Raw genomic sequence first — 26,900 nt, 5'->3', positions numbered from 1 at the left:
GTCAAGGCGTTATGAAGATTGTACCTCTATTGAAAGAAGTTTAAACCTCAATTCCACAATCCGTTTTTTACTTCGTGAACGAGTGCTTCAAGTAGAGTTCGGAAATCGTATCCATGATCAAGTCGGCCGCTTCTTGCGCACTCGCCTTACGTGCTTTCAATTCTGACAAGTCGATCGGCTTCCCGATAACGACACGGAGTTTTGCGCGAAACTTATACTTGCCAATGATGGCAATCGGTAAAATGTGTGCATCCGAACGCATCGCAAAAAAACCGACACCGGCTTGCGCCTTTCCAAGCGTACCGTCTTTTGAACGCGTTCCTTCCGGAAAGATAGAGATGACTTCATCCTCTTTCAACTTTTGAAGCACGACACGAAGCGCTTGTCGGTCACCTTCCCCACGAGATACTGGAATCTGACCTGCACGCTTCAAAATATGCTTCAGTACCGGGACACTAAAAAGTTCTTTCTTCGCAAAAAATCGGAGCGGACGCTGCTTTGGAATCGCACATGCGAGAAGCACCGGGTCCCAATTTGACTGATGGTTCGAACAGACAAGGATCGACCCGTCCATCGGAACATTCTCCCGACCGATGAATTCGACCTGAAACGAGAAGCGTTGAATGACGTTCACGACGCCTCTCGCCAATCGATACATGCCGAACGGTCCATTGTTTAATGGCTTGCTCATGCTTTCACCTCTTCAATTAATCGTTCAATTGCTTGAACCACTCCGTCAATGGACAACGTCGTCGTATCGAGGAAATGGGCATCTTCAGCTTGACGGAGAGGTGCCACTTCACGCTCAGAATCGCGTTTGTCACGAAGCGCAATCTCTTCGATCAGTTGTTCATAGTCGCTCGGGATGCCTTTCGAGATATTTTCTTCATGGCGACGACGGGCACGTTCTTCGACCGAAGCGGTCATAAACACTTTTAAATCGGCATTCGGCAAGACATGTGTTCCGATATCGCGGCCGTCCATGACGACACCGCCTTCTTTAGCCAAATCACGTTGAAGGTCCATCAAGGCATCACGCACTTCAGGTTGACGTGCGACGAAACTGACGTTATTCGTCACTTCACTCGAGCGAATGACAGACGTCACTTCTTCCTCACCGTCAAATACGCGTTGTCCCTCTTCCGATGGGACGAGTCGTAATGACATGTCCTCGATCATCTGAGCAAGTGCTGGTCCATCTTCGAGCGCAATCCCTTCGTTCAAGGCGCGATACGTTACCGCCCGATAGATTGCACCTGTATCGATGTACACATACCCTAATTGTTTCGCAAGCGACTTGGCAATCGTACTTTTCCCAGCACCCGCCGGTCCGTCTAAAGCAATTTGTAATGATTTTTTCATACAAAACGGGTATCGAGTGTTCCCGATACCCTCCTCCTCTCGGTCAATAATCCCGAGAACATCATAACAGTTTTTTATCTTGAAGAAAATACAGACCCTGTCCGCTTTCGCGCTTCAAGCTGAACACGGAAGCAGTATCGTAAAATCGTCTCTTGGTCACGAGGGGTCAAATCTTCAAATGCCAGAGACAGTTCTTCTTTCACTTCCTGTTTATGTATGCGCACAAGACGGCTCTTAAGACGGAAGTTCTGGGGCGAGCCATGCTCATCCTCAATTCGAAACACGACAATCAGGGACTCATCTACTTCGATTGGAGCGCGGTTGGCGATGATTTTCATCCCCCCAGCAGATATGTCAAGAGATGTTGTTTCGAACGATTCGAAACTTTCCTCATCGGTTGCAAGAACGGTCACGTCAATCATTTCTGGAACACGTAAATATTCACGACGCTGAATCCGTTTGATTTTTTTCTCATCTGGCAAATTGAACGCATAGCGTAATGTCATTTGGGCATCGCTGATTCGCTTCACGACTTTCGTGTCGAATGCGAACAGCTGATTGTCTCCTTGGAAGAAAAAGACCCGCATGGCCTCCTCTTCATGTAAAAAAAATGTTTTGAGCGTCATCATGTCACTCGGCGACTCAATCCATACGACTTGATCGGTTATGGCTGCAATTTTCGTTTTTCCCTCTGCACGCCCTTCCACTTCGATTCTCAGTTCTTGACCTTCTTTTAACATACTGATTCTTCCCCTTTATTTAAATTGTCGACGATTGGACAAGTTTGCCGCTCGCACGAGTAAAAGTGCCACGGTCCATAAAATGACGATATAAAGCACGGCAGGAAGCTTTTGATTCGGTTCGAGTATCAAAATCAAATCAAACGTTCCGTGGATGACCGTCGCAGAAAAGATTGCCATGAACAGCCAGATCCGTTCTCGAATCGAATGCTTCGCTCGTCCTAAGCAGTACCCCATCACGACCGCGAACAAAGCGTGCCCGCTCACAGGCAGGATTGCTCGCCAAATCGCAATTTCTAATGAATCGTACACCCATAAGTATAAAAAATTCTCTAAAGTCGCAAAGCCTAATGAGCAGGCGACCGCATAGAGAATCCCGTCGTAGTAATCATCAAAGACTTTATGTATATATATTGTATAATAAATCATAAACCATTTAAAAAACTCTTCAAGCAGGGCAGTGGCGACATACGCCTGCCAAAACGGTCCAGTAAGCACTCCCTCTTCAACGAACGCATATTGGATAAACATGATCGGGAACACGAGAACGGCTCCGGCCACGAAAGAACGAATCACATATCCGAGCGGTTCTGCCTCCAACTCATGGCGTAGATAGAAGTAGGAAAGAAGGGCGAGCCCAGGTGCAACCGCAGACAAGGCGATTGCGATCATGATGCATCTCTCCTTTCTCTCCCTAGCATACACTGAATTGTCTGAAAGAAAAAGTAGAGAACGCCTAGAAAATGGAAATCTTCATAAAAATAATTAGGAGGACACTTATGAATCATTTATTACTGATCCACACCGGCGGTACTATCGCCATGTCACAATCCGGCACAGGACACGTCGAACCGAGCGATGTCAATCCAATCGACGCCACCCTTCCGAAAGCGACGGATATTGCTCACATTACAACAAAGCACTTTTCAAATATCCCGTCACCTCACATGACTCCAGAGAAGATGCTTGAATTGGCACAGTTCATCCAACGTGAACTGACACAAGACACGTATGACGGAGTCGTCATCACGCACGGTACCGATACATTAGAAGAGACGGCTTACTTCTTACAAATCACGCTCGGTGCGCCTGTCCCAATCGTGTTGACAGGAGCGATGCGGTCCTCGAACGAGGTCGGTTCGGACGGAGAATTTAATTTGATTACAGCGCTTCGCGTCGCAAAAAGCGAAGCGGCTCGTGGAAAAGGCGTGCTTGTCGTTTTCAACGGTGAGATTCATTCGGCATTCAACGTGACCAAAACGCACACGTCTTCAGTCGACACATTCAAGTCTGTGCACTTCGGTAACGTGGGTATGGTCACAAAGGACCATGTACTCATCTATAGTCAACCAGCGACGAGACAACCGAAAATGATTCCGTCCATCTCAAAACGTGTAGCCGTGTTGAAAGTCGTCGCAGGAATGGAACCAGATTTACTTGAATCTGTAATCACGCTTGGGTACGACGGACTCGTCCTTGAAGTGTTAGGGCAAGGAAACGTTCCGCCGACCCTCTTGTCCGCACTAGAACATTTAGTCAAAGAGATTCCCGTCGTGATTGTCAGCCGTTGCTTCAACGGAATCGTTCAAGATGTTTACGGTTACGACGGGGGTGGCAAACAACTGAAAGAGATGGGTGTCATTTTTTCAAACGGATTGAATTCACAAAAAGCTCGTTTACGACTCCTCGTCGAACTCGAGTCCGGCTCATCCCAGTCAGTCATGGAACATAGCTTTAGCTTCCAGCAATAACCTTGCGCAACTGCGCCCCCTTCCCTACAATGAGCAAAGAGGTGATATTCAGTGAACAAACAAGCGATTATTGTAGGTGCCGGGCCATGCGGTCTCTCGGCCGCCATCGAACTGGAGAAGATCGGAGTCTCTTGTACGGTGATTGAGCGCGGAAATATCGTCGACGCCATCTATCGGTATCCGACGCATCAAACGTTCTTCTCTTCCGCGAGCTTGCTCGAGATCGGAGACATTCCGTTCATATGTAAGGATTTGAAGCCACGTCGTCAAGATGCACTCGTCTATTATCGAGAAGTCGTCACACGTACCGGTTTAAACGTCCACCCGTTCGAAACGGTCGAGTCGGTCGATAAAAAAAGTGACCGATTCGTTGTGACATCAAGACATGAACGACGTGGCGAAACCATTCGCGAAGCGGACTATGTGATTTTAGCAACAGGCTATTATGGACGTCCTCGTCTGCTTGACGTACCTGGCGAAACGTTGCCGCACGTCCATCACTATTTCAACGAGGCACATCCTTATTATCGACAACACGTCACGATCATCGGCGGGAAAAATTCCGCTGTCGATGCGGCAATCGAACTCGAAAAGGCTGGTGCCTTTGTGACGGTACTCTATCGAGGCGATTCGTATAGCCCTTCCGTCAAACCATGGGTTCTTCCAAACTTCGATTCACTCGTCCGTCATGAGAAAGTTCGAATGGAGTTTGAGGCGACAATCGAACGCATCACCGATGATGGCGTCTACTACCGGCAACACGGTGAAGAGAAGCATGTCTATGCAGATCATGTCTTCGCGATGACCGGTTATCAGCCCGACCACCATCTGTTCGAGAGTGCAGGCATTGTGATCGATGAAGAGAGTGGTGTCCCGACATACGATGAAGAAACGTTTGAAACAAATGTCGAACACCTCTTCATTGCAGGCGTGGTCGCAGCCGGAAACGATGCGAACAAGATCTTCATTGAGAACGGTAGATTCCACGGCAAGGCGATTGCCGATACGATTGCGAACCGCATTAACGTATAAAAAAGTTCGGTCAACTTGAGTTGACCGAACTTTTTTTGATTAGACCCAGCCACGGAAACGTGAGGCTTCCGCCATTTTGCGTACACCGACCATGTAGGCGGCGAGACGCATATCGACTTTACGGGCTGAAGATGTATTATATACCGTATTGAACGAGTGAACGAGTACTTTTTCAAGTTTTTCCTCAACTTCTTCTTCCGTCCAATAGTAACCTTGGTTGTTTTGTACCCATTCGAAGTACGAAACCGTGACCCCACCACTTGACGCCAACACGTCCGGCACGAGGAGAATTCCACGTTCAGTCAAGATTTTCGTTGCTTCGTTCGTCGTCGGACCGTTGGCTGCCTCGACCACAATCGATGCTTTAATCGCGTCCGCATTGTCTTCTGTAATTTGATTCTCAATCGCAGCTGGGACTAAAATATCACAATCGAGCTCTAACATTTCTTTGTTTGAGATCGTATTTTTAAACAATGTCGAAATCGTACCGAATGAATCGCGACGATCTAACAAGTAAGGGATATCGAGACCGTTCTCATCATGGATAGCTCCGTAAGCGTCACTGACTGCAATGACTTTCGCCCCTGCATCGTACATGAATTTAGAAAGGAAACTTCCCGCGTTTCCGAATCCTTGGACGACGACCCGTGCACCTTTCAATTCGATTCCGCGACGGAGTGCCGCTTCACGAATCATGATGGCCACGCCTTTTGCCGTCGCTGTCTCACGACCATGCGACCCACCAAGAACGAGCGGTTTTCCTGTGATGAATCCAGGTGAGTTGAATTCATCGATGCGACTGTATTCATCCATCATCCATGCCATGATCTGTGAGTTTGTGAACACGTCCGGAGCTGGGATATCTTTCGTCGGTCCAACAATTTGACTGATGGCCCGGACGTATCCGCGACTTAAACGTTCGATTTCACGGAAACTCATCTCGCGTGGGTCACAGACGATTCCGCCTTTCCCACCACCGTAAGGCAAGTCTACGATTCCTGCTTTTAGACTCATCCATACTGATAATGCTTTGACTTCTACCTCCGTTACGCTCGGGTGGAACCGAATTCCCCCTTTAGTCGGTCCGACCGCATCATTGTGTTGAGCGCGATAGCCTGTGAAGATCTTCGTTGAGCCATCGTCCATGCGAACAGGGATCCGAACGGTCAGCATGCGAAGCGGTTCTTTTAATAACTCGTACATCTCATCTGGATAGCCGAGTTTATCTAAAGCTTCGTGAATTACCTCTTGTGTCGATTCCAAGATGTTTTTTCGTTTTTGATGACCTTTTTCTTGATCCGTAATCATGAAGGTTTCCTCCCCTAAATTGTCAATTCTCCCCCAAGAATTAACCTCGTATTCGTTTAAAAGTATAGCTGATACGCGTTCAATTTGAAAGGGCTTTTCAAAAATAATGAAAGCGTTTTCTTAATGGGTAGCGTGATCCAGATGTCTTACTTCGCTACGCGCTCAAGTGCGAGCTCGATAAAGCGTTCCAAAAGCTCACCGTACGAGATTCCGACTGTCTTGGCACTATCCGGAAACAGGCTAAGCGGCGTCATGCCCGGTAGCGTATTCGTCTCTAGAATGTAGGCTTTACCTTCTTCTGAAACGAGGAAGTCAGAGCGCGAATATCCTGAACAACCGAGCGCGCGATGCGCCAGGACTGCCGCTTGTTGAACTTCTGATGTCAAATCGTCCGAGATTTCAGCCGGACAGACATGAATCGAACCACCTTCCGTATACTTCGATTCATAGTCGTAAAATTCATTTTTTGGAATGATTTCAATAACAGGAAGAGCCTCTTCTTTCCCGAAGTTCCCGATGACGGGAACTGTCAGCTCTTTCCCTTTGATGTACTGCTCAACAAGTACCGCTGAATCACAAGCAAACGCCTTTTCAATTCCTTCACGTAACATCGTTTCGTCCATTGCAATTGTCAGACCATTCGATGATCCTTCTTGCGCTGGTTTGACGACACATGGGAACTCCATTCCCCACTCAGCGACTTTTGCATCGATTGATTCCCGTGACTCGATTAAGACGTCACGAGCGACTCGGATACCGGATGCCGCGAAGATGATTTTTGCTCTCGCTTTATCCATCGCCAGAGCAGATGCCAAGACACCTGATCCCGTATAAGGAATTCCAGCCATTTCTAATAACGATTGCACACGACCATCTTCACCATACTTCCCGTGCAACGCACTGACGACGACGTTGACATCCAATGTTAACAGCTCGTTCGCCCGTTTCGGATGAAAGTCAATGGCCGTGACCTCATGACCACGTTCCGTCAACGCTTCTATCATCCCTTGCCCGCTCGTGAGAGATACCTCTCGTTCTCCTGACACTCCACCATATAAAACAGCGACTTTCATTCCAATCTCTCCTTCAACTAGCTACTGAAAATTCAAGTCTAATCATAACACGGACACCCTAAAAACAATAGGAACAGAAAAGTAAAAAAGCCGTACTCATGCGAATGCATCGTACAGCTCTTTCACGGCTTGTTCAGTTTGAATCGTCTTTCCGTATTCCATCATGACGTACGGACTGACCGTAGTCGTCTTGCCGTACTCGGACAAAATGGCCGCGAGTCGTTCTTCTACCTGCGAAGGAAGAACCTCAACGAAGTGAAGGTAGTAATGACCGTTGTAATGATAAAGCGTGCCACCCTGCTCGGTTTCATGTATATGCGGGAAAAGACGAATCGAAGCGTTGATCACATCTTCAATGTCCTCGAACTGATAAATCAAATGATGGATTACATCAATCGTTAATCGAATCTCGACCTGCTCGACATCGAGCTCAGCAATCGCTTCACCTTTTTGAACATCGATGACGAGTCCATCGCGAGGGAACATTGTCACATTCAAATCAACCGCTCCTTGCGGTGAAAATCCGTACTCACTTTCTGCTGTTTCAAGTAGTTCTTTCCACAGTTGTTGACCGTTTTCCCCTACGATCGTATCGATGGCGATTCCACGTAACGAGAGCTCATTCGCAGTCACATATACACGAAGATGTTCTTTTGTTTGTTTTTCAAATCTCAATCGAAAACCTCCAGTGAATAGTCAATCCTAATAATAAGCTACTCCCGTTTTCATCCCGTGTCAAATAGTTGATAGCCATTTTGTCCACTCTTCAGGAGCGTCGCCAAGAAATGACCCATTGAATCGCTCTCTCTCTAGGCTGACTGCATATCCACCTGCACCGATTTTTAATTCAGCATGCTCGTTTTGAATATAATCCATCGCCTCTAACAAGTTCGGAATATGCTCAGTCAGCGTACATGCGAAGATGAGACAAGAAGTGTCAATATCATGTAACGCTTTACTCAAATCTTCTTTTGGGAAACCCGCTCCCAAAAAGATGACGTCGTATCCATGTTGTCGCAAATAGAGCGTGACAAACAATAATCCGATCTCATGCATCTCCCCGGGTGCACAGACACACGTGATACGTGGCAGGAACGGGTTCATCGGCATTTGAAGGGACAGCGTCGAAAGCCGTGCTCGTAAAAATGCCGTGGCGAAATGCTCGTGGGCAATCGTAATCGAGCCATTCTCCCATCGTGAACCGATTTCCATGAGCAGCGGCCCAATCACATCCTTCGTCACTTTTTCAAAACTGAACGTATTAAACGCACGATTGATCAAATCATGGGCCGTCCGTTCATCAAATGAGAGCAACGCATGGAGCAGCCCGTCTTTCAACTCTTCATCGTATAGTTTGGCCGTTGTCGGTTCTGGCTCAGGCGCTTGATGAAGTTGTTGAATGGCTTGTGAGACAGAAAGCCCTTCTTTCTGCTTATCCACGACCCATTTGATTTTTTCGACATCTTGATCTGAATATAGGCGGTGACCGGATTCCGTTCGGCTCGGCACGATAAACTGATAGCGACGTTCCCAAGCCCGAATGGTCGTCGGATTGACGCCGGTCAACGTCGCCACGGTTTTAATGGAGTATTTCGGCATTTCCGCCCTCCTCTCTTACTCGTTCTTATGATATAAGTATATCCTCAATGCAAGAGGTTTACCCCTTTTATTGTGCAATCGAGAATTTTTTAAGTATAAAAAAAGATGCGAACTCTGTTCGCACCTCGCTTAAAATATGGCATGTCGCCCGATATATATGAAAATGAGAATAATCGCTAGCATGGCGAAGGTCAATGTCATCGCCAACGGGCGCTTCATCCAGTTATCATTTAACTTCCTCTTCCGTTCGCCCTCTTGCCTCTCAGCTCGAGACGGCAACGTGTCCGCCAATTGCTCGCGTAAAGAATCCGCCTGATTCCGATGTCGCAACGTATGCCCTCCTTTACCTTTTTTATCATTTTACTATGATATTATTCAAAGGAAAAGATTTGCGTCAACCGAATTTTCCATTCTGTCACATTTTTTCGGACGATTTGTGTTGTATCCGGGAACAGAATCGGCCCACAAACATCACAACATTCTTCTTGATCGACTGTTTGTTCGGAGAAATAACGGAGCAAGTAATCGCGTCGGCATGTCCGGATGAGGGCATAATCCATCATCTGCCCGAGTTGACGATACCGATCTCGCTTTCTTTCTTTTACCCAATCGAGGGCTTCTTGAAGCGAACGTTCTGTCAACAATTGCTTCAGCAGGAGAAACTTCGGGTCTTCTTCGTTCATCCGTAACAATCTTGGTAGTTGCGCGAGTGACGTCCCATTCTCACGTTCAAAGTAGGCTAATCGCATGTCCTCATCTTTCGGATATTGACCGTCTATTAAAAACTGTTGAATGCGTTCGTCCCCGTCCGCATACAGGAGGACTGCAAACGCCGAATGACCATCGCGTCCCGCCCGCCCGATTTCCTGCATGTATGCCTCGACGGTAGCCGGCAATTGGAAATGAACGACGGAACGGACATTGTCTTTGTTCACACCCATCCCGAACGCACTCGTGCATACCATGACCGACACTTCGTCCCGTAAAAACTGGGACTGCACAAGTCGCCTGTCTTCCGTAGACATGCCTCCGTGGTAAAACAAAGCGTCCTCTAGCTCAAAGGCTAACGCCTCCGCTTCGCGACGGGTCGCCGTGTAAACGACTGCAGGTTTTGGAATCTCTTGAATCAACTCTTTTAATCGCTCAAGTTTCTTCTCTTTCTCCAATCGTTCAACCAACAATCGTATTTCCGGACGATTGGCGGAGTGGACGAATTGTTCGGGTGAGAACAGTGCCAACTTTTCAATGATGTCCTGTTTCACGCCTTCTGGCGCAGTCGCCGTGACCGCCATACATTGAGGGCTCCCAATCTGTTTTCTCAACTCACCCAAGCGTGCATACTCAGGCCGGAACTCATGCCCCCATTGCGAGATGCAGTGCGCCTCATCGATGACGAGCATTTGAATTTTTACATTCGCAAGGGCACGTGTCACATAGGGAACTGCCAATTGTTCAGGTGATAAATATAAAAAGCGGTAACGTTTCAAATGGTTGATGATATCCTGTTTTTCTTCAGCCGATTCCATCGACGTCAAACGGGCGACACCACGCTCTCCTCGTTCTCGTATATGAAGCATCTGGTCCTCAATGAGAGAGAGTAAGGGTGAGACTATCACCGTGAGCCCTTCATTTTTGATGTAAGATGGGAGTTGGAACGTCAACGACTTCCCCGCCCCGGTCGGCATGACGGCCAATACATCCTGCCCTTCAACTACGGCGTGAATGATGTCGTGTTGCCCAGGACGAAACGAATCATACCCGAACACTCGTTTTAATGTCGCTTCATACAAAGCTCTCACCTCGTTTCAGTCTTGCGAAGACAAGTCGAATTTGAAAATAACTGACACTCTCCATTTTCTCAAATATCGGTTTGAGCGCCCAGCTGTTCAGATCCCGCAACTCTTCAATCGTAATCACATCTTCCATCGGTACAAATTGTTCGAGCGGGAAGACTTCTAAATACATCGCCATCTCGACGACATGGTCTTCAATCGTGCTCGTACGTAATCTCCGCTTCGCTTGAACCTGTTGAAACGTGTATCCCTTCAAGAAAAGTTCATATGACTCACGCGCTGAATAAGTCATCCGTTCTGTCGATAATCCGTACGTAAACCCACGTAGTTTGGCATCATCCTGCAAGACCATCAACAGTTCGTTCCATCCGGCCAAAAAATACAGACGAGCTGTCTCGGCATCAACATGTAGCAGGCTGGCAATTTGTTCATATGTCAGACCCGTATCAAACGCCCCTGTGAATCGATAGACGACGGCCGTCGCATACGGGTCACCAATTTGTTCAAGCGCTTGTTCAATCTCTTGATGAAACGTTCGCATGAGCGTTTTCCAATCTCGATCAAGATGTAACAACTGCTTAACCCATTGTTCTGCCGGACGATCGGCTTGAACAGGATAAAATGTACGGGCGTGTTCTTTTGACATGAACGTCTGCACGAACAAACTCAAGCGTTTCCATGTGGTCGCGTTATAATCACGGCGCTCCCCGCCCAACCGATTGAATAGTTGCTCCACCGATTCAGGTGAAGCTAGCAGTTCCCCCGCCTCTGTCAATCTAAATCGTTTACGATCGAGCCATCCTCTTTTCTCAAGTTGTTTTAGCACAGACTCGTACGAATAAGTCGTCTGCGGAAACTGTCCAAAAAGAGGCTCCAACTCGTAAAAAAATGCGTCCTGTAGCGTTGTGGCCGAGCGCTTTCCATTCAGGACATGGTAGAGACTTCGCTCACTCCGTTCTCCATTTAATCGTTTAATGGCCAGCAGTAGAACTCCATCCGCTAAATGAACCAAATCGTCACTTCCTTAAAAAAATCATTATCCTACCAAAAAGACGCTCGTTTCCTCATTGAAATAATTGGGTATGTAGACTACAATTACTCATAGTCAGTAGAATGATTTCTAAGAGAAACGAACCGTTTGGAGGGTTATTATCATGGCAAAATTTACAATCGTCGATAAAGATACATGTATTGCATGCGGAGCTTGCGGCGCGGCAGCACCAGATATTTACGATTATGATGATGAAGGTCTTGCGTTCAACTTAATGGATGACAACACAGGTACTGTTGAAATCCCAGATGAGTTATATGAAGACATGATGGATGCATTCGAGGGTTGTCCGACAGACTCGATCAAAGTAGCGGACGAGTCGTTCGACGGAGACGCTTTAAAATTCGAATAATCGTGAAAGACATATCGGTCCTCTGACCGATATGTCTTTTTTTATGTTTCTCGCATGTAACCTAGTCTAATCATGACATCTCTAGGCAAGTATATCAAAAAAGGTTGTTTGGCTTAAGCACCAAACAACCTGGATGAAATGGACATATGTCCTATCTCGAATTAACGTTTCCCTTTAATATATGGGATACCGACCGACTTCGGCGCATCCGCACGACCAACGAGTCCAGCGAGAGCAAGAATCGTGAGCGCGTATGGCGCAATCAAGAGCAAGAGCTGCGGCACGTTGTTGATGACCGGTAAGTTGCTTCCGATAATCGAAAGGGCTTGAGCGAATCCAAAGAATAATCCGGCACCAAGCGCACCGAGCGGATTCCATTTACCGAAAATCATTGCGGCAATCGCCAAGAACCCTTGACCAACGATTGTCGTTCCACTGAAGTTCGTCGTGACCGTTACAGCATAAACCGCTCCGGCAAGACCACCAAACGCACCAGAGAGCATGACGCCCATGAAGCGCATTTTCGTGACGTTGATTCCCATCGTATCAGCGGCCATCGGATGTTCCCCTACCGAACGAAGACGAAGTCCAAACGGCGTCTTGAAGATGACGAACCAGACGACGAACGCCAAGGCGATTGCAACGAACGACGTGTACTGAACGTTAATAAAGAACATCTTTAACACGGGAATATCTGATAAAAAGGGTACATTCTCTTTTGCGATCCGGTACTCGATAAAGTCCGTCTGTCCTTTGTTGTAAAGAACACGCACGACGAAGATGGCGAGACCGATGGCGAGCATGTTGATGGCCACCCCGAGAACCGTCTGGTCCGCACGCCAAAGGATGGCAGGAACAGCCAAGAAGAGGGAGAACAATGCACCGACTACCATGGCAACAAGTAAGGCAATCCATGGACTAGAGGCTCCAACACCTAAATCAGTCAAGGTGAGCGTCGTGATGATTCCTGTCGCGGCACCGATGACCATGATTCCTTCAAGGGCGATGTTGACGACACCAGAACGTTCACTAAAGATTCCACCAAGTGCTGCGATAATGAGTGGAGTCGCATAGGCAAGCGCAACCGGAACGACGATATAAAGGACTTCTAAGAAGTTCATTTTTTCTCCACTCCTTTCTTACGATTTCCTTTAAGTTTCTCAATGACATAGTTAATCGCATATCCAGACGCTACAAAGATCACGATGGCTGCGATGATAACTTTGACGAGCTCTGACGGTACGTTCGCACCAAGTTGCATCGCCAATCCGCCGATGTTCAACCCTGCGAAGAGAATCGCTGCTAGAATGACCCCAATCGCGGTGTTCGCACCGAGTAGGGCGACGGCAATCCCATCAAATCCGACACCAGTGAACGATGCCGAGAGGGTCATACTGCCGAATGTTCCAAGACCTTCCATCGCTCCAGCGAGACCAGCGAACATACCGGAGATGACGAACGATAGGACGATGTTACGGTTGACGCTCATCCCTGCATATTGTGACGCATGTTTGTTAAACCCGACGGCACGTAACTCATAACCGAGTGTCGTACGTTGAAGGATGTAGTAGTACACGATTGCTGCAAGCACAGCGACAAGCACACCCCAGTGTAGACGTGAATACGTCGTCAATTCTTGGAGCCATGGCGAAGCAAGTGACGCTGAATCTTTGATCGACTCCGTACGCTCGTTTGTTACGCCGATGACGTTACGCAAAATCGCGTTTGTCGTGTATAAGGCAATATAGTTCATCATGATAGACGTAATGACTTCATGAACATAAAACTTCGCTTTCAAGAATCCAGGAACAAACGCCCAAATTGCTGCTGCAACCATTGCCGCAAGAAGTGCGAGCGGTAAATGGATAAACATCGGCAAGTCGAAGTTGATTCCTACATAGACGGCTGCGACCCATCCAATTAACACTTGTCCTTCTACCCCGATGTTGAATAGTCCTGTACGGAAGGCGAAAGCAACCGCAAGACCTGAGAAAATAAGCGGGGCTGCAGCACGCAATGTTTCACCGACGGCATACGGACTACCAAACATGCCTTCAAATAACGAGATAAACCCTTGAACCGGGTCGTATCCACCAATCAACATGACGATAGCACCGACGAGTAGTCCTAAAATGATGGATAGGAATGGAATGAGAAGTTGGTTTAAACTTAATTTTTTCATTCTGTTTCGTCCCCTCTCTGACCGCCGGCCATCAAGAAGCCAAGCTCTTGCTCCGTCGTCTCTTTCGGATCACGAATCCCTACAATTTTTCCTTCGTAGAGAACAGCGATACGGTCGGATACGTGTAAAATCTCATCAAGTTCAAACGAAATGAGTAAGACGGCGCGTCCTTTTTCACGTTCTTTAATAAGCTGCTCGTGAATAAATTCAATCGCACCTACGTCGAGACCACGAGTCGGTTGAGCGGCGATGAGTAAATCTGGTGAGCGATCGACTTCACGTGCAATGATCGCTTTCTGTTGGTTCCCTCCCGAGAGGGCACGAGCTGGAACATCAATTGATGGAGTTCGGACGTCAAACTTCTCAATCAACGCCTTTGCCTTCTCAGCCACAGCTTTATAGTTCATGAGACCTCGTTTCGAGAACGGTTCTTTATAGTACGTTTGAAGTACCATGTTGTCACGAATCGAGTAGTCAAGAACAAGTCCGTGTTTATGACGATCTTGCGGGATGTGTCCGATCCCTGCCTCGGTCATCTTACGCGGTGTGTGTCCGGTGACATCTTTTCCGTTGAGCAACACTTTACCAGACTCCGGCTTTTTCAAACCTGAAATGGCTTCAATCAACTCCGTCTGACCATTCCCATCAATCCCGGCAATTCCGAGTACTTCTCCAGCACGAATCTGTAAATCCAATCCTTCAACGACTTTCAAACCGCGACCATCTTTGACGACGAGGTTTTGAACGTCCAGAACGACTTGTTGTGGATCAGCTTTCGAATATTCTGCATCAAAGTTAACTTCGCGACCAACCATCATTTCGGCTAAACTGTCTTCATTTACCGTCTCGTCGACCTCGACCGTTCCAATGTAGCGTCCACGACGAATGACAGTACAACGGTCCGCAACTTGCATGATTTCCTTCAGCTTGTGCGTAATCAAGATGATCGACTTACCTTCAGCAATCAGACGTTTCATAATTTGGATAAGTTCTTGAATCTCTTGTGGTGTCAACACTGCCGTCGGTTCATCAAAAATCAGAATATCTGCTCCACGATAGAGCGTCTTCAAGATTTCAACACGTTGTTGCATGCCGACTGAAATATCTTCAATCTTCGCATCCGGATCAATTCTAAGTCCGTATTGCTCCGAAATCTCCATGACCTTCTTACGAGCAGTGGCGCGATCGATTGTGATGCCACTCTTTGGCTCAAGACCAAGAATGATATTTTCAGTGACCGTGAATTTTTCAACCAACATAAAATGTTGATGGACCATTCCGATCCCAAGTTCGTTGGCGATGTTCGGATTTTCAATATCCACTTTCTTTCCGTGTACGCGAATCTCTCCGCCTTCAGGCTGATAGAGACCAAACAACACGTTCATGAGCGTCGATTTCCCGGCCCCGTTTTCTCCTAAAAGTGCATGGATTTCTCCTTTACGCAATTGGAGCGTGATATTGTCGTTCGCAACGAACGTACCGAACTCTTTGCGAATATTTAGCATTTCAATTACATATTCCAAGGAAGTTCACCCCTAACTTTAAGTAAAGGGAGACCACATGGGTCCCCCCTCAACTCAAACAAATTATTTTACGTTTTTCATGAACTCTTCGAACTCAGCGTCAGTTGCTGGTGCAACAACATCACCATCGATGATTTGTTGACGATACTCATCAACTTTAGTGAGCACGTCTGCAGCAACATTTTCTTCAGAAGTTGGTGCGATTCCTACACCTTCATCTTTAAGTGAGAATTCAACCACTTCACCAGCTGGGAACTTACCGTCCATTGCCATTTTCGACACTTCGAGTGTCGCTGTATCTACACGTTTAACCATTGACGTAAGAGTAACGTTCTCTGGAAGACCTTCTTCGTACTGGTCACGGTCAACCCCGATTACCCAAACATCTTCACCGTTTTTCTTACGGTTTTTCGCTTCAGTGAATACACCTACACCTGTACCACCAGCTGCGTGATAGATGATATCCGATCCTGATCCATACATACCTGACGCAATTGCAGTTCCTTTTTCAGCTGAGTTGAAGTCTTCAGCATATTTTACGTCGATTGTTGCATCAGGGTTTACAGCCATGACACCAGCTTTAAATCCATTTTCAAATTTCTTGATTAAGTCTGATTCTACTCCACCGATGAAACCAACTTTATCAGTCGTCGTTGTAAGACCAGCTACTACACCTACGAGGAATGAACCTTCTTGTTCCTTAAACGTGATTGAAGCAACGTTCGGTGCATCTACAACCGAGTCAACGATTGCAAAGTTGTTATCAGGGAATTGTTCTGCAACTTTTCCGATATCCTCTGCCATCAAGAAACCGATTCCGTAGATCAAATCAAATTGATCACGTGCCAATTGTTGCAAGTTAGGCTGATAGTCTGCTTGTTTTGCTGATTGAAGATATTTGTATCCTTCGTTTTCAGTTAAGCTATTTTCTTCACCAAACTTTTTCAAACCTTCCCAAGCTGATTGGTTGAATGACTTGTCATCAACACCACCAGTATCCGTGACCATTGCAACTTTGAAGTCGCTACCTTCTCCGCCTTCACCGTTTGAAGATGAGCCTTCGTTGTCATCTCCACCGCATGCTGCGAGTACTGTAGAGAGTGTGAGTCCTGCTGCTAAAGCTGAGAGAATCGTTTTCTTTTTGTTCATCATCGTCGTGTTTCCCCTTTCGGTTCATAACAATTTTTGTTGTCATGTTATCAGTAGTCTTTACACCGGTATAAGAAAGCGCTTTCACGCTATTCCCCAAAAATAACTCTTCCGTCCAGAAACTGCTCGTTTAAACTCGTTTACGTACGACATGGAAGTCGAATCGATCAGCACGGAAAAAGTTGGCCGAATCGAGTAATGGTAAATCACTCTCATCATAATGCAATTGTTTTAAAGCGAGTAACGGTTGGTCCGTCTGAAGTTGTGACGAGATTTCAGCGCTGACACTCGGTTCGATGTGCGTGATCGCATAAGCGACTCGACGTCCTACCTCTTTTTCGAGAGAATCAAACAAAGATTTCCCTTCAGTCAATGCCTCAGGATTCGAGACGAGATGGGCCGGCACTTTATCGACACAATACACAACCGGTGTGTCGTCCGCATATCGAATTCGTACAATTCGATAAATCGGTGAGTTCGGCTCAATCTTGAGACGCTCGGCTTCTCTCTCTGTTGCCAACACTTTCTCGGCCACCAATACTTTCGTTCCTGGTGTCATCTTTGCTCGTGTGATCATGTCAGTGACACTGAACAATTCCTCAATTCCTGACGTGAATGGCGGTTTAGAACTGATAAATGTTCCTACCCCATGCTTTCGCACGACAAATTTCTCATCTTCGAGAATCCGGAGCGCTTCGCGAAGTGTCGCTCGACTGACTCCAAGTTGCTTCGAAAGTTCAAATTCTGAAGGTAACTTCTCCCCTTCACGATAGACACCAGCGTCGATATCTTGCTTAATTTTCTCAATCACTCGAAGATAGAGCAATCGATGATCGAGCTTAATCGACATTGGCCTCACCACCTTTAATTTACTTACCAGTGCTCAGACATCTGACGTATGAATGTCCTTGCCAATATTAAGTATAGGGATTCGAGAATTAGAACGCAATAGTTTTTGTTCGGAATCAGGGAAATATTTTTTCGGAACATGCCGAACCGTACCTTTGAGTCCAATTTACTCATTTTCATCCCCATTGAAAAACTTTTGTAAAATGTAAACGTTATTAAAAAATGTAAGCGTTTCAGTAGTTTTTAAAAGTATGTACTAATTCAGTATATAGGACATATGTGCTATATTACATTTATATTATAGCGAACATCTAAGGATAGAGCGAATATTTCTATATCGTATAAATAGCATTAAAAAACGAACGATTATATATATCGATATATAATCGTTCGTTTTTTATTATTATTCTGTTTGCTCTTGAATGAGTACTTTCCTCGGTTTCGAACCTTCTGATGGACCGACATACCCCGCTTCCTCAAGTGAGTCAATCAAACGGGCGGCACGATTATACCCGATTCGGAATCTGCGTTGAATCATCGAAGTTGATGCCGTTTCTTGTGTCATGACGAATTGCACGACTTCTCCGAACAATGAATCATCCGAATCAATCGTCGTCACTTCCTCTTCTTTTGGCATCATCGCTTCCACATATTGCGCACGTTGTTGCGCGATGACATGATTGACGACCGTCTCGACTTCTTGATCGGAGACGAATGCACCTTGTACACGGACCGGCTTGTTCATTCCGTTTGCAAGCATCAACATGTCACCGCGTCCAAGCAACTTTTCCGCCCCGCCACCATCAAGGATGGTCCTTGAATCGGTTTGAGAAGAGACGGCAAAGGCGATGCGGGACGGAATGTTCGCCTTGATGACTCCTGTGATGACGTCGACAGATGGGCGCTGTGTCGCGAGGACCATATGAATACCCGCAGCCCGTGCCATTTGTGCAAGTCGCATGATGGCATCTTCGACATCATTTGATGCCACCATCATCAAGTCCGCCAATTCATCGACGATTACGACGATGAACGGTAAACGTTTCGCATCCTCGTCATCCGACTGATCGACGAGTTCATTGTAACCTTCGATATTGCGAACTCCATATCGACTAAACAGTTCATACCGCCGTTCCATTTCTGCGACGACCTGCTTCAGTGCCTGGGCGGCTTTTTTCGGATCCGTGACGACCGGTGTCAACAGGTGTGGCACTCCGTTATAGACGTTCAACTCGACCATCTTCGGATCAATCATCATGAGTCGGACCTCATCCGGACGAGAACGCATCAAGAGTGACACGATCATGCCGTTGATACAGACAGATTTACCTGATCCTGTCGATCCTGCAACAAGCAAATGCGGCATTTTATTGAGAGAGATCCCAACCGTCTCGCCACTGATACTCCGACCGAGTGCGACGAGCAACTTCGAGTCATCTTGTTTCACCGGCTCCGCTTCCAGTACTTCACGTAAGCATACCGGTGCGACCTCCTGGTTCGGCACTTCAATACCAATAGCGGCTTTACCCGGAATCGGAGCTTCAATCCGAATATCTTTTGCAGCGAGCGCCAATGCCAAATCATCACTTAATGAGGTGATGCGACTGACTTTCACACCGATATCCGGTTGTAGTTCATATTTTGTGACGGTTGGACCAAGGTGAATCTTTAACACTTTGACACCGACCCCGAATGACTTAAGCGTCTTTACAAGTTTGGATGCATTTTCTTTCAATCGTGCATTCTCACCAGACAAATCCGTAATGACGGGCTCTTTCAAATTCGAGAATGGCGGAAGCTCGTATGTATCCGAGACATCTTGGGCCGCAGTCATCATCATCTCCTCGGTCGTGATTGTGGAATCGACTTCCGAAGAATCCGTTCGAGGTTGATCTTCCGTCTCTCTTTTTTCTGCTACGACTTTCTCACTAAATCCGACGATTGGAATGTCTTGCATCGTGACCACGTCTGACTCTACTTCCGGGTCCGATTGCGCTTCCGTTAATTTTGGACGAGGTGAGGTCTTGCGCGTTCGTTTCGCCTCTTGCTGCTTCTCCACTTTCGGTCTGGCTCGCCATTCGTTTCTGACTGCTGTGACGGATTCCTGCATGCGATGAAAGAGTGTCCCCCAAATAGTCGGGGCATAAAACGAGACACCGACGAGGAAGCAGACGATCCCTAAAAAGACAATCCCGAAGTCTGAGAATAAATATTGGTTCAAGTTATAGAAAGTGGCATTGATGCCGCCCCTTGCCTCTCCCCAAAGTAAGTCCCCGAATAGTAAGAATGAGGCGAGCATTGCGAATAATCCCGCTCGTCGCATCGGTTTCATCGGAGTGAGAACAATCCATAACCACACAGCCATCATCAAGTAAGTGAGCGCACCCCATCCTCCAAAAAGATAGACGGATAAATCAGATAACTGTTTACCGATCCACCCTAAATCAAAAAAGGCAAATACGAATGCGACGATGGCGAGGACAAAGAAGCCCCACCCATATGTACGTGGCGCAATCGGTTGTTTTTTACGGTTCCTCGTATTTCGCGTCGCTGGGCGCTTTCGCTTTACGGGAGTCTTTCTTGTTTTTTGAGCCACATCAGTTCCTCCTAAAAAAAGAAGGCAAAAGTCAGATGACTTTTGCCTCACTCTCATTCCATTAAATCTCCATGATGATCGGCAAGATCATCGGACGACGTTTCGTCTGCTCGAATAAGAAGACGCTAAGTCGCTCGCGGATATTTGATTTCAATTCGGTCCAATCACTGCCAGCCTGCAGACTCTTTTCAATCTGTTTCGTGACAATACGGTTTGCCTCTGAAATCATTTCCTCCGATTCGCGCATGTACACGAAACCACGTGAGATGAGTTCAGGTCCTGAAATCAATTTCTTCTGTTTCCGATTCAACGTGACCACGCAGAGGACAACTCCATCTTGTGACAACAAACGACGGTCTCGTAAGACGATGTTTCCAACGTCCCCAACACCGATTCCGTCAATCAAGACGTTACCTGCAGGGACTTTTCGGCTCATGCGGGCTTTTCGACCCGTGAACTCAACGACGTCACCTTTTTCAACGATGAAGATGTTGTTCGGTTTGACACCCACTTGTTCTGCGAGTTTCGAGTGTGCCATCTGCATACGATATTCGCCGTGAATCGGTAAGAAGTACTTCGGTTTGACAAGGTTGAGCATCAACTTCAATTCTTCCGCTGAACCGTGTCCAGATACGTGGACTTTTCGCTGATTATAAATGACGTTCGCACCCGAACGGAACAATAAGTCAATCGTTTTAGAAACCGACTTCTCATTCCCTGGAATCGGTGTCGCCGCAATGACGACCGTGTCATTCAATCGAATGTTGACTTGTTTGTGGGCATTACGTGCCATGCGAGTCAACGCCGCCATCGGCTCCCCTTGCGAACCTGTCGTTAAAATGACGACCTTGTTATCCGGTAGACGGTTAACTTGGGACAACTCAACGAGAGTCTTCGCCTTGAAGCGCAAGTAGTTTAATTTTTGCGCAACTTCGACGATGTTGACCATACTACGACCGACGACCGCGACTTTACGATCATTCGCTTCTGCTGCTGCAAATACTTGTTGCAAGCGATGGACGTTCGAGGCGAATGATGCCACGATAACCCGACCTTCCGCTTGATAGATGACATCGTTCAATTCAGCTCCAACGATTGACTCTGAACCGGTTTGCCCCGGTCGCTCGGCGTTCGTCGAGTCGGAAAGAAGCGCAAGAACGCCACGTTGTCCGATTGCTGCTAATTTATTGAAGTCAGATTGTTTACCATCGACAGGCGTGTAATCAAACTTGAAGTCTCCGGTATGGACGATCGCACCTTGAGACGTTTGAATACATACGCCAACGCAGTCGGGAATCGAGTGATTGACGCGGAAAAACGTGATGAAATGATCAGCGATAGTCAATTTCGTTTTGGCATCAATCATGCGAAGGTCGACTTCTTTCAACAAACCGGCCTCTTTTAATTTCAATTCAATCAACCCGAGGGTCAATTTCGTCCCGTAAACTGGGACGTGTTTCAAGTCGCGTAAGACGTAGCTGAGTCCACCGATATGGTCTTCGTGACCATGGGTGATGAAAATCGCCCGTACACGATCTTTATTTTCTTTTAAGTATGTGATGTCTGGGATGACGATATCAATCCCGAGCATCTCATCGCCTGGAAACATTAGACCGGCATCGATGACGAAGATGTCGTCGTCTAGTTCCACGACGTACATGTTCTTCCCGATTTCGCCTACGCCTCCAAGCGCAAAGACGCTAATATTCTCTGTCTTCTTTTTTGACACTAACAAAAACCTCCTAAATGATTCATATTCTGTTTCGTCCCCTTATCGCTACTGAATATTGTAGCGGAAAACGGCTTCATTGCCAACATTTCCGTTTAATCTAATAGAGGTTTTAGTGCATCGGCAAGAGGTGCCGTCTCTTCTTTGTCAGGTCGTTTCCCTGCAACAAGTTGACGAATCGACAAACCGAAGTCCATCTGGAGGTGAGGATAGTCCGGGAATGAGTTCCAGTCTCCGCCCCATTCAAACCCGAGCGCCTTCCCTAACTCCCCGAGTTCTTGCCAGTCAGGAATGTCATTCCGATTACGATCCGTATTCAGGTCATAGTCGGTCTTATTGTTATGGATGATGACGAAATCCACAGCAAGACCGTAGTTATGATAGCTCTGACCCGCCTTCGCATTGGTCACCACTTGCCCGGGTTCAGACCGTCCTTGCGCATACAGCGCATTCTGTTCTTTGGCAGAACGGTATCCAGAAGTGAGGCGTACTTCAAGGTCTAGACAAGAATGGGCTAATCGAATGAACGATTCTCCCCGATTGGCGACTAACGGATGCAACCGGTCAAAATCAATCTTCGACCTTGTCAAGATCGCATTTTCTTCCTCCACGTCCCGCACACACATATCCGCTTCAAACGTCGGTTCATCTACCCAAGGCACCGGTTCCGGTTGCATATAAAAGTAAGCGAGCGTAATGCCAATCAGAAAGGCGACCATTGCAAGAGATAACACGCCTGTCCACCTCATCTTCTTAACCGTTTACGCAGCCCTTTTAAGAGTGGCAATCCTTTTTCGAGAGCCATATACAAAGGACGATTCAAGACGAGGTCGAATTCCCCGACCTTTTCAATCATGTCGCTTCCCCATCCCGATTTGAATGCGTATAGACCAGCATACTCATCATCCGGGTCCGTACTTCCTGATACCCCGCCGAAGTCGTATCGCTCGGCGCCACTCTCTTTGGCCGCCTGCATCATCGTCCACTGCATCAAGTGGTTCGGCATAAATTCACGGAATTCATTTGACGAGGCTCCGTATAAGTAATAAGAGCGCCGTCCTGCGAGTGTCAACAGACCACCTGATAAGACGAGACCGTTCGGATAGGTCTGATCAAGTTCGACTAGCTCAGGGAGGGCTTGCTCCGCTTTCTGAATTTGTGCTTCCGTCTGTTCCTTGCGGTTCAAAAGACTGTTACGCTTCTTCTCAATCGTTTCTTTCTCAAGACCCCGTTCAATCTTCGCCAACTCTTTCTTCGCTTTTTCTAGCGTTGCCTGTTGCTGTTCGAGTGCGATTTTCGGTTCGAGGGTTGTCAAGAAGAGACGGGCATCGTTCGGTTGCAGACAATCGTATAGGTTCTCAAAATAATCGAGCCCTCGCGTAGCGAATCCGTCACGTTCCCCTGTTACTTTCATCAAATCGGCGAACGTTTTGAGTCCGTCACGACCGACCTCCTTGCAAACAATTCCCTTTTTCTCCGCGAGGCGGACGTTGTAGCGGAACTTATGATGGAATTTCGCAAAAATATCTTTCTCACTCGGGCGCAAATCCGTTTCCATGGTAAAACGAGGTTGGGCGTAATCAAATCCACCGCCATATCCCTTATGTTTAAACCCGATGGCAGCCATTTCGGTCAATAGCCCTGGCATCTCATCGCGATCAATGTTTGGATCGATTTTTACGACGATGGCTTTATGTGCCACCGCGACACGTGTTGCTTCTTTCACGAGCGCCTGCAGCGATGCCAAATCTTCGTAGTCCACGACAAATCCGCGTGGGGCATAACACAATGTGTATGGTAATTTCGGGACACGTTTAAACAAAAGTAAAGCGACACCGGACGTCACGCCGTCTCGCGCAACCGCGACACGTTCTGAAGTCCAGCCATTTTGGCGCTTCACATCTCCCCAACTCGATAGTTGCAACAAATCTCCACGGTCGTGTGTTTTGACGAAGTCGTCATGTTCTTTTTCTGTCAACGTAATTGGTTGTACTGCCATAAATCATGCTTCCTCCGTATTCAAAATGGTCGCTCGTACAATCGCCTCTTCGTCGAGCGGCAATTTTTCATTTCCGATAATTTGGTACTTTTCGTGCCCTTTTCCTGCTAGCACGATGATGTTGTCCGGTTTCGCTAAACGGGCCGCATAACGGACCGCTTCTTCTCGATCCCCGATTTCAACAAAGTTGTCATGGGTCATCCCGGCCGCAATCCCTTTTGTAATGGACTCATACGCTTCGAATCGTGGATCATCTGTCGTGATGATGACGGTACCGGCATAGGACGAAGCCATCTCGCCCATTGCCGGACGTTTTGTGACGTCACGGTTTCCACCTGTCCCAATCAAAAAGATAATCTTTTCTTTTGGTACGCCGACGAGCGACTTCAGACACTGTTCGATGCCATCCGGTGTATGAGCATAGTCCGCATATACGTTGTAACCTGGGACGTCTAAACGTTGCATCCGTCCCTTGGCCGGATGAATCATCTCAAGTGCTTTTGCAATTCGCTCAAGCGAGTAACCGGCAGCGAGAAGACAACCCGTCGCCAACAATAGATTGTACACGTTGAAACGACCGATGAACTGGACCGTTACCGGAAGTTTTGCGCCTTGGTAATTCAATGTAAAGCTGGTCTGAGACAACGTCTGTTCAATGTCCGTTGCCATCAAGTCTGCTTGCGCATCAATCCCATATGTTATTACTTTCGCACCGGTCATCGTCTCATAAAGAGGCGTTTGTGCATCGTCCGCGTTCAAGACGGCTACTTTTCCACGTGAGGCCATTTGACCGAGTTGAGCGAACAATAACCCTTTTGCACGTGCATAGTTTTCAAACGTTCCATGAAAATCTAGGTGATCGTGTGTCAAGTTCGTGAAGCCCACGATGTCAAAATCAGTTCCGATGACACGTCCGAGCTCAAGACCGTGTGAGGACACTTCCATCATCACGTCCGTCACGCCCTCATCACGCATTTGTGCCAACAACTGTTGAAGTTCTGAACTTTGAGGCGTCGTATTTTTACTTGGAACGATTTTATCGTTGATGCGTACTTCAACGGTCCCAATCAAACCGGTCGAATGACCGAGGACATCGAGGACGTCTCGTAAAATCGTCGTCGTCGTCGTTTTCCCATTCGTTCCCGTGATCCCGAACAGTCGCATCTGTTCAGATGGATACGCATAAAAGGCCGAAGCCAACAACCCGATTGAACGCGAGCTGTCACGCACAATCAAGTTTGGCACTGACAGGTCGAGCGGTCGTTCGCTAACGACTGCCACCGCGCCTCGCGCTACCGCTTGTGCCGCATATTCATGCCCATCGACCGTATAGCCTTTGATGGCGACAAACAGCGTTCCCGGCACAACTTCTCGCGAGTCCGTCGTCACATGCGTCACGACGATGCCTTCTAGATTTGGTTGATTAATTAGTTGTATCGTCTTCACTAAATCCGTTAAGTTCAAGTCTTTCCCTTCTTTCACCTGTATCCTATCCAAACTAAAGAATACCTCTTAATCAGTGTAGAGAACTTACAATTCGGTTTCAAGTCACGCTTCGTTTGGGAGGACAGATGACTTCGCCGGGCGATGGTTCAACACCTCACGAATCAATGCATTGACCTCATCGCGTTCAATCCGTTCTACTTTCTCAATCACTTGTTCAATCGGCTCGACTTCGTCGAGCAATAGCAAGTTCCGTCCGTTCCGGTTCATGCGGGCACTCGAACTTTCATTCCCGAGGGCGATCGATCCTTTCAATTGTCGCTTGCCTTTGTCTACTTCCTCAGCAGTCAAACCTTCTGCGACAAGTCGCTTCATCTCTCTCTCAAGGATGACTTCGACTTGTTCTAACGTATCCGGTGACGTACCGACATAAATGGTAAACGTACCGTGATCGGAAAACGTCGTGTAGTAAGAGTAAATGGAATAAGCTAATCCTTCTTCTTCACGGATGGACTGGAATAAACGCGAAGACATCGTCGCGCCGATTGCGTTGTTCATCAATGCCAAGTGAGGCAAACGGTCATCCGTCGCGGGAATCGCTTCGTAGTTCCAGCAGAGGTGGGCTTGCTCCGTTTCTTTTTGTTTCGACAATGTGTCATGGAACAGTTCCGGTTGATTGATTTCTTTCGACGATTCCCTAGAAGGGATGTGAGCAAACCTACGTTTTACCGCCTCAATCAATTCTTCAGAAACATGACCTGCAATCGAGACGACAATTTGCTCGGCCGTATACTGTTGCTGTAAGTATTCGACGAGCTGGTCACGTGTCAATCGATTGACACTCTCCTCCGTCCCTAAAATAGGTTGAGCGAGGATATCGTCACGATACGCCGCAATGGCCAATAGTTCATGAACGAGATCTTCCGGCGTGTCCTCATACATTTTAATTTCTTCCACAACGACACGCTTTTCTTTTTCCAACTCCTGTGCATCGAGCACCGACTCAAACAGCATATCTGTCAGTACGTCGAGCGCCATGATCGCGTGTTCATCGAGCGTTTTTACATAAAAGCATGTATGGTCTTTCGAGGTGAATGCGTTGACGCTTCCACCGAGCTCATCGAAAAAGGAAGCAATCTCTTTTGCGCTTTTGGATGCGGTGCCCTTGAACAGCATATGTTCAATCAAATGGCTGATGCCGATGTTCTCAAAAGTTTCTGTACGTGTTCCGGCTTTAATAAATACCCCGGTTGAGGTGCTGAGTGAACCATCGATTGGTTCGATGATGATTCGAACACCGTTCTCTAGTGTCATCCATTCCATATTCTCACTCCTATGAAAAAGGCCATCGCACCAAGACGATGGCCAG

Annotated in this window: 25 protein-coding genes and 1 pseudogene; 3 read left to right on the top strand and 23 right to left on the bottom strand. The window is 47.2% G+C overall.

All coding sequences use genetic code 11. The features are described from left to right. Positions 1-67: 67 nt before the first annotated feature. The 4 genes from GVY43_RS02505 to prsW form a co-directional block, all read right to left on the bottom strand. Entirely contained in the window at positions 68-691 is a 624-nt protein-coding gene (locus GVY43_RS02505; protein WP_159562123.1) for a 1-acyl-sn-glycerol-3-phosphate acyltransferase, read from the bottom strand. Then, complete coding sequence (gene cmk / locus GVY43_RS02500; RefSeq protein ID WP_074037194.1) at positions 688-1,362, bottom strand: (d)CMP kinase; 675 nt, start codon at positions 1,360-1,362, stop codon at positions 688-690. Before cmk ends, GVY43_RS02505 begins: the two co-directional genes overlap by 4 nt. A 74-nt stretch (positions 1,363-1,436) precedes the next feature. Continuing rightward, on the bottom strand, positions 1,437-2,102 hold the full coding sequence (locus tag GVY43_RS02495) for a flagellar brake protein (protein WP_074037195.1): 666 nt from the start codon (positions 2,100-2,102) through the stop codon (positions 1,437-1,439). 15 nt (positions 2,103-2,117) lie between these two features. Next, positions 2,118-2,774: a glutamic-type intramembrane protease PrsW gene (gene prsW / locus GVY43_RS02490; RefSeq protein WP_159562122.1), complete on the bottom strand. Its 657-nt coding sequence runs from the start codon at positions 2,772-2,774 to the stop codon at positions 2,118-2,120. Between the two features lie 107 nt (positions 2,775-2,881). Between prsW and GVY43_RS02485 the strand changes: the two genes are divergently transcribed. Both GVY43_RS02485 and GVY43_RS02480 read left to right on the top strand, forming a co-directional pair. Next, complete coding sequence (locus tag GVY43_RS02485) at positions 2,882-3,853, top strand: asparaginase (RefSeq protein WP_159562121.1); 972 nt, start codon at positions 2,882-2,884, stop codon at positions 3,851-3,853. A gap of 51 nt (positions 3,854-3,904) precedes the next feature. After that, positions 3,905-4,885 carry a YpdA family putative bacillithiol disulfide reductase gene (locus GVY43_RS02480; protein WP_159562120.1) on the top strand — a complete coding sequence of 327 codons (981 nt, stop codon included), beginning with the start codon at positions 3,905-3,907 and terminating at the stop codon, positions 4,883-4,885. 39 nt (positions 4,886-4,924) lie between these two features. On the opposite strand, the gene GVY43_RS02475 is transcribed toward GVY43_RS02480, so the two are convergent. The 8 genes and pseudogenes from GVY43_RS02475 to GVY43_RS02445 form a co-directional block, all read right to left on the bottom strand. Continuing rightward, on the bottom strand, positions 4,925-6,193 hold the full coding sequence (locus tag GVY43_RS02475; protein ID WP_015881453.1) for a Glu/Leu/Phe/Val dehydrogenase: 1,269 nt from the start codon (positions 6,191-6,193) through the stop codon (positions 4,925-4,927). A 146-nt stretch (positions 6,194-6,339) separates the two neighbouring features. After that, positions 6,340-7,266 carry a D-alanine--D-alanine ligase gene (locus GVY43_RS02470; RefSeq protein WP_159562119.1) on the bottom strand — a complete coding sequence of 309 codons (927 nt, stop codon included), beginning with the start codon at positions 7,264-7,266 and terminating at the stop codon, positions 6,340-6,342. 96 nt (positions 7,267-7,362) lie between these two features. Then, a complete protein-coding gene (locus GVY43_RS02465; RefSeq protein ID WP_074037201.1) occupies positions 7,363-7,941 on the bottom strand; it encodes an adaptor protein MecA in 579 nt (192 codons plus the stop codon). Between the two features lie 60 nt (positions 7,942-8,001). Continuing rightward, complete coding sequence (locus GVY43_RS02460; protein WP_159562118.1) at positions 8,002-8,865, bottom strand: MerR family transcriptional regulator; 864 nt, start codon at positions 8,863-8,865, stop codon at positions 8,002-8,004. A gap of 129 nt (positions 8,866-8,994) precedes the next feature. Next, positions 8,995-9,195: a hypothetical protein gene (locus GVY43_RS02455; RefSeq protein WP_015881449.1), complete on the bottom strand. Its 201-nt coding sequence runs from the start codon at positions 9,193-9,195 to the stop codon at positions 8,995-8,997. 41 nt (positions 9,196-9,236) lie between these two features. Continuing rightward, on the bottom strand, positions 9,237-9,548 hold the full coding sequence (locus GVY43_RS16125; protein WP_371730213.1) for a RecQ family zinc-binding domain-containing protein: 312 nt from the start codon (positions 9,546-9,548) through the stop codon (positions 9,237-9,239). 153 nt (positions 9,549-9,701) lie between these two features. Further along, positions 9,702-10,631: pseudogene (locus GVY43_RS02450) on the bottom strand (ATP-dependent DNA helicase RecQ); the annotation flags it as partial. A 16-nt stretch (positions 10,632-10,647) separates the two neighbouring features. Continuing rightward, a complete protein-coding gene (locus GVY43_RS02445) occupies positions 10,648-11,670 on the bottom strand; it encodes a helix-turn-helix domain-containing protein (RefSeq protein ID WP_159562116.1) in 1,023 nt (340 codons plus the stop codon). Between the two features lie 142 nt (positions 11,671-11,812). Here GVY43_RS02445 and GVY43_RS02440 point away from each other — a divergent pair, with 142 nt between their 5' ends. Further along, complete coding sequence (locus GVY43_RS02440; protein ID WP_015881446.1) at positions 11,813-12,061, top strand: ferredoxin; 249 nt, start codon at positions 11,813-11,815, stop codon at positions 12,059-12,061. 161 nt (positions 12,062-12,222) lie between these two features. On the opposite strand, the gene GVY43_RS02435 is transcribed toward GVY43_RS02440, so the two are convergent. The 11 genes from GVY43_RS02435 to GVY43_RS02385 all read right to left on the bottom strand — a co-directional run bounded on the left by GVY43_RS02435 (position 12,223) and on the right by GVY43_RS02385 (position 26,854). Further along, a complete protein-coding gene (locus tag GVY43_RS02435; protein WP_015881445.1) occupies positions 12,223-13,182 on the bottom strand; it encodes an ABC transporter permease in 960 nt (319 codons plus the stop codon). Next, entirely contained in the window at positions 13,179-14,243 is a 1,065-nt protein-coding gene (locus tag GVY43_RS02430) for an ABC transporter permease (protein WP_159562115.1), read from the bottom strand. Before GVY43_RS02430 ends, GVY43_RS02435 begins: the two co-directional genes overlap by 4 nt. Next, positions 14,240-15,766 carry an ABC transporter ATP-binding protein gene (locus GVY43_RS02425; protein WP_159562114.1) on the bottom strand — a complete coding sequence of 509 codons (1,527 nt, stop codon included), beginning with the start codon at positions 15,764-15,766 and terminating at the stop codon, positions 14,240-14,242. The genes GVY43_RS02430 and GVY43_RS02425 overlap by 4 nt, the downstream gene beginning before the upstream one ends. Positions 15,767-15,829: 63 nt before the next feature. Further along, the gene (locus GVY43_RS02420) at positions 15,830-16,915 is read right to left on the bottom strand and encodes a BMP family protein (protein ID WP_159563633.1); all 1,086 of its coding nucleotides are present in this window, start codon (positions 16,913-16,915) and stop codon (positions 15,830-15,832) included. Between the two features lie 130 nt (positions 16,916-17,045). After that, complete coding sequence (locus GVY43_RS02415; RefSeq protein ID WP_078146731.1) at positions 17,046-17,765, bottom strand: GntR family transcriptional regulator; 720 nt, start codon at positions 17,763-17,765, stop codon at positions 17,046-17,048. Positions 17,766-18,167: 402 nt separating this feature from the next. Beyond that, a complete protein-coding gene (locus GVY43_RS02410; protein WP_159562113.1) occupies positions 18,168-20,360 on the bottom strand; it encodes a DNA translocase FtsK in 2,193 nt (730 codons plus the stop codon). 61 nt (positions 20,361-20,421) lie between these two features. Then, entirely contained in the window at positions 20,422-22,089 is a 1,668-nt protein-coding gene (locus GVY43_RS02405) for a ribonuclease J (RefSeq protein ID WP_015881439.1), read from the bottom strand. Between the two features lie 95 nt (positions 22,090-22,184). Then, entirely contained in the window at positions 22,185-22,823 is a 639-nt protein-coding gene (locus GVY43_RS02400; protein WP_236548915.1) for a M15 family metallopeptidase, read from the bottom strand. An 11-nt stretch (positions 22,824-22,834) separates the two neighbouring features. Then, positions 22,835-24,088 carry a lipid II:glycine glycyltransferase FemX gene (locus GVY43_RS02395; protein ID WP_159562111.1) on the bottom strand — a complete coding sequence of 418 codons (1,254 nt, stop codon included), beginning with the start codon at positions 24,086-24,088 and terminating at the stop codon, positions 22,835-22,837. A 3-nt stretch (positions 24,089-24,091) separates the two neighbouring features. Next, the gene (locus GVY43_RS02390; RefSeq protein ID WP_230872800.1) at positions 24,092-25,585 is read right to left on the bottom strand and encodes a UDP-N-acetylmuramoyl-L-alanyl-D-glutamate--2,6-diaminopimelate ligase; all 1,494 of its coding nucleotides are present in this window, start codon (positions 25,583-25,585) and stop codon (positions 24,092-24,094) included. 51 nt (positions 25,586-25,636) lie between these two features. Beyond that, a complete protein-coding gene (locus GVY43_RS02385) occupies positions 25,637-26,854 on the bottom strand; it encodes a pitrilysin family protein (protein ID WP_159562110.1) in 1,218 nt (405 codons plus the stop codon). Positions 26,855-26,900 lie beyond the last annotated feature (46 nt).

Origin of the sequence: Exiguobacterium sp. 8H (assembly GCF_902506255.1) — a bacterium.
GTDB classification, from domain to species: Bacteria; Bacillota; Bacilli; order Exiguobacteriales; family Exiguobacteriaceae; genus Exiguobacterium; species Exiguobacterium profundum.
The sequence above is the reverse complement of the archived record's forward strand: the minus strand, read 5'-3'. Positions and strand labels throughout refer to the sequence as shown.

Bases quoted from the DNA above. Each gene is read 5' to 3' on its own strand.
- GVY43_RS02505 (WP_159562123.1), bottom strand. From the start codon at position 691: ATGAGCAAGCCATTAAACAATGGACCGTTCGGCATGTATCGATTGGCG.
- cmk (WP_074037194.1), bottom strand. From the start codon at position 1,362: ATGAAAAAATCATTACAAATTGCTTTAGACGGACCGGCGGGTGCTGGG.
- GVY43_RS02495 (WP_074037195.1), bottom strand. From the start codon at position 2,102: ATGTTAAAAGAAGGTCAAGAACTGAGAATCGAAGTGGAAGGGCGTGCA.
- prsW (WP_159562122.1), bottom strand. From the start codon at position 2,774: ATGATCGCAATCGCCTTGTCTGCGGTTGCACCTGGGCTCGCCCTTCTT.
- GVY43_RS02485 (WP_159562121.1), top strand. From the start codon at position 2,882: ATGAATCATTTATTACTGATCCACACCGGCGGTACTATCGCCATGTCA.
- GVY43_RS02475 (WP_015881453.1), bottom strand. From the start codon at position 6,193: ATGATTACGGATCAAGAAAAAGGTCATCAAAAACGAAAAAACATCTTG.
- GVY43_RS02470 (WP_159562119.1), bottom strand. From the start codon at position 7,266: ATGAAAGTCGCTGTTTTATATGGTGGAGTGTCAGGAGAACGAGAGGTA.
- GVY43_RS02460 (WP_159562118.1), bottom strand. From the start codon at position 8,865: ATGCCGAAATACTCCATTAAAACCGTGGCGACGTTGACCGGCGTCAAT.
- GVY43_RS16125 (WP_371730213.1), bottom strand. From the start codon at position 9,548: ATGAACGAAGAAGACCCGAAGTTTCTCCTGCTGAAGCAATTGTTGACA.
- GVY43_RS02440 (WP_015881446.1), top strand. From the start codon at position 11,813: ATGGCAAAATTTACAATCGTCGATAAAGATACATGTATTGCATGCGGA.
- GVY43_RS02435 (WP_015881445.1), bottom strand. From the start codon at position 13,182: ATGAACTTCTTAGAAGTCCTTTATATCGTCGTTCCGGTTGCGCTTGCC.
- GVY43_RS02430 (WP_159562115.1), bottom strand. From the start codon at position 14,243: ATGAAAAAATTAAGTTTAAACCAACTTCTCATTCCATTCCTATCCATC.
- GVY43_RS02420 (WP_159563633.1), bottom strand. From the start codon at position 16,915: ATGAACAAAAAGAAAACGATTCTCTCAGCTTTAGCAGCAGGACTCACA.
- GVY43_RS02415 (WP_078146731.1), bottom strand. From the start codon at position 17,765: ATGTCGATTAAGCTCGATCATCGATTGCTCTATCTTCGAGTGATTGAG.
- GVY43_RS02395 (WP_159562111.1), bottom strand. From the start codon at position 24,088: ATGGCAGTACAACCAATTACGTTGACAGAAAAAGAACATGACGACTTC.
- GVY43_RS02385 (WP_159562110.1), bottom strand. From the start codon at position 26,854: ATGGAATGGATGACACTAGAGAACGGTGTTCGAATCATCATCGAACCA.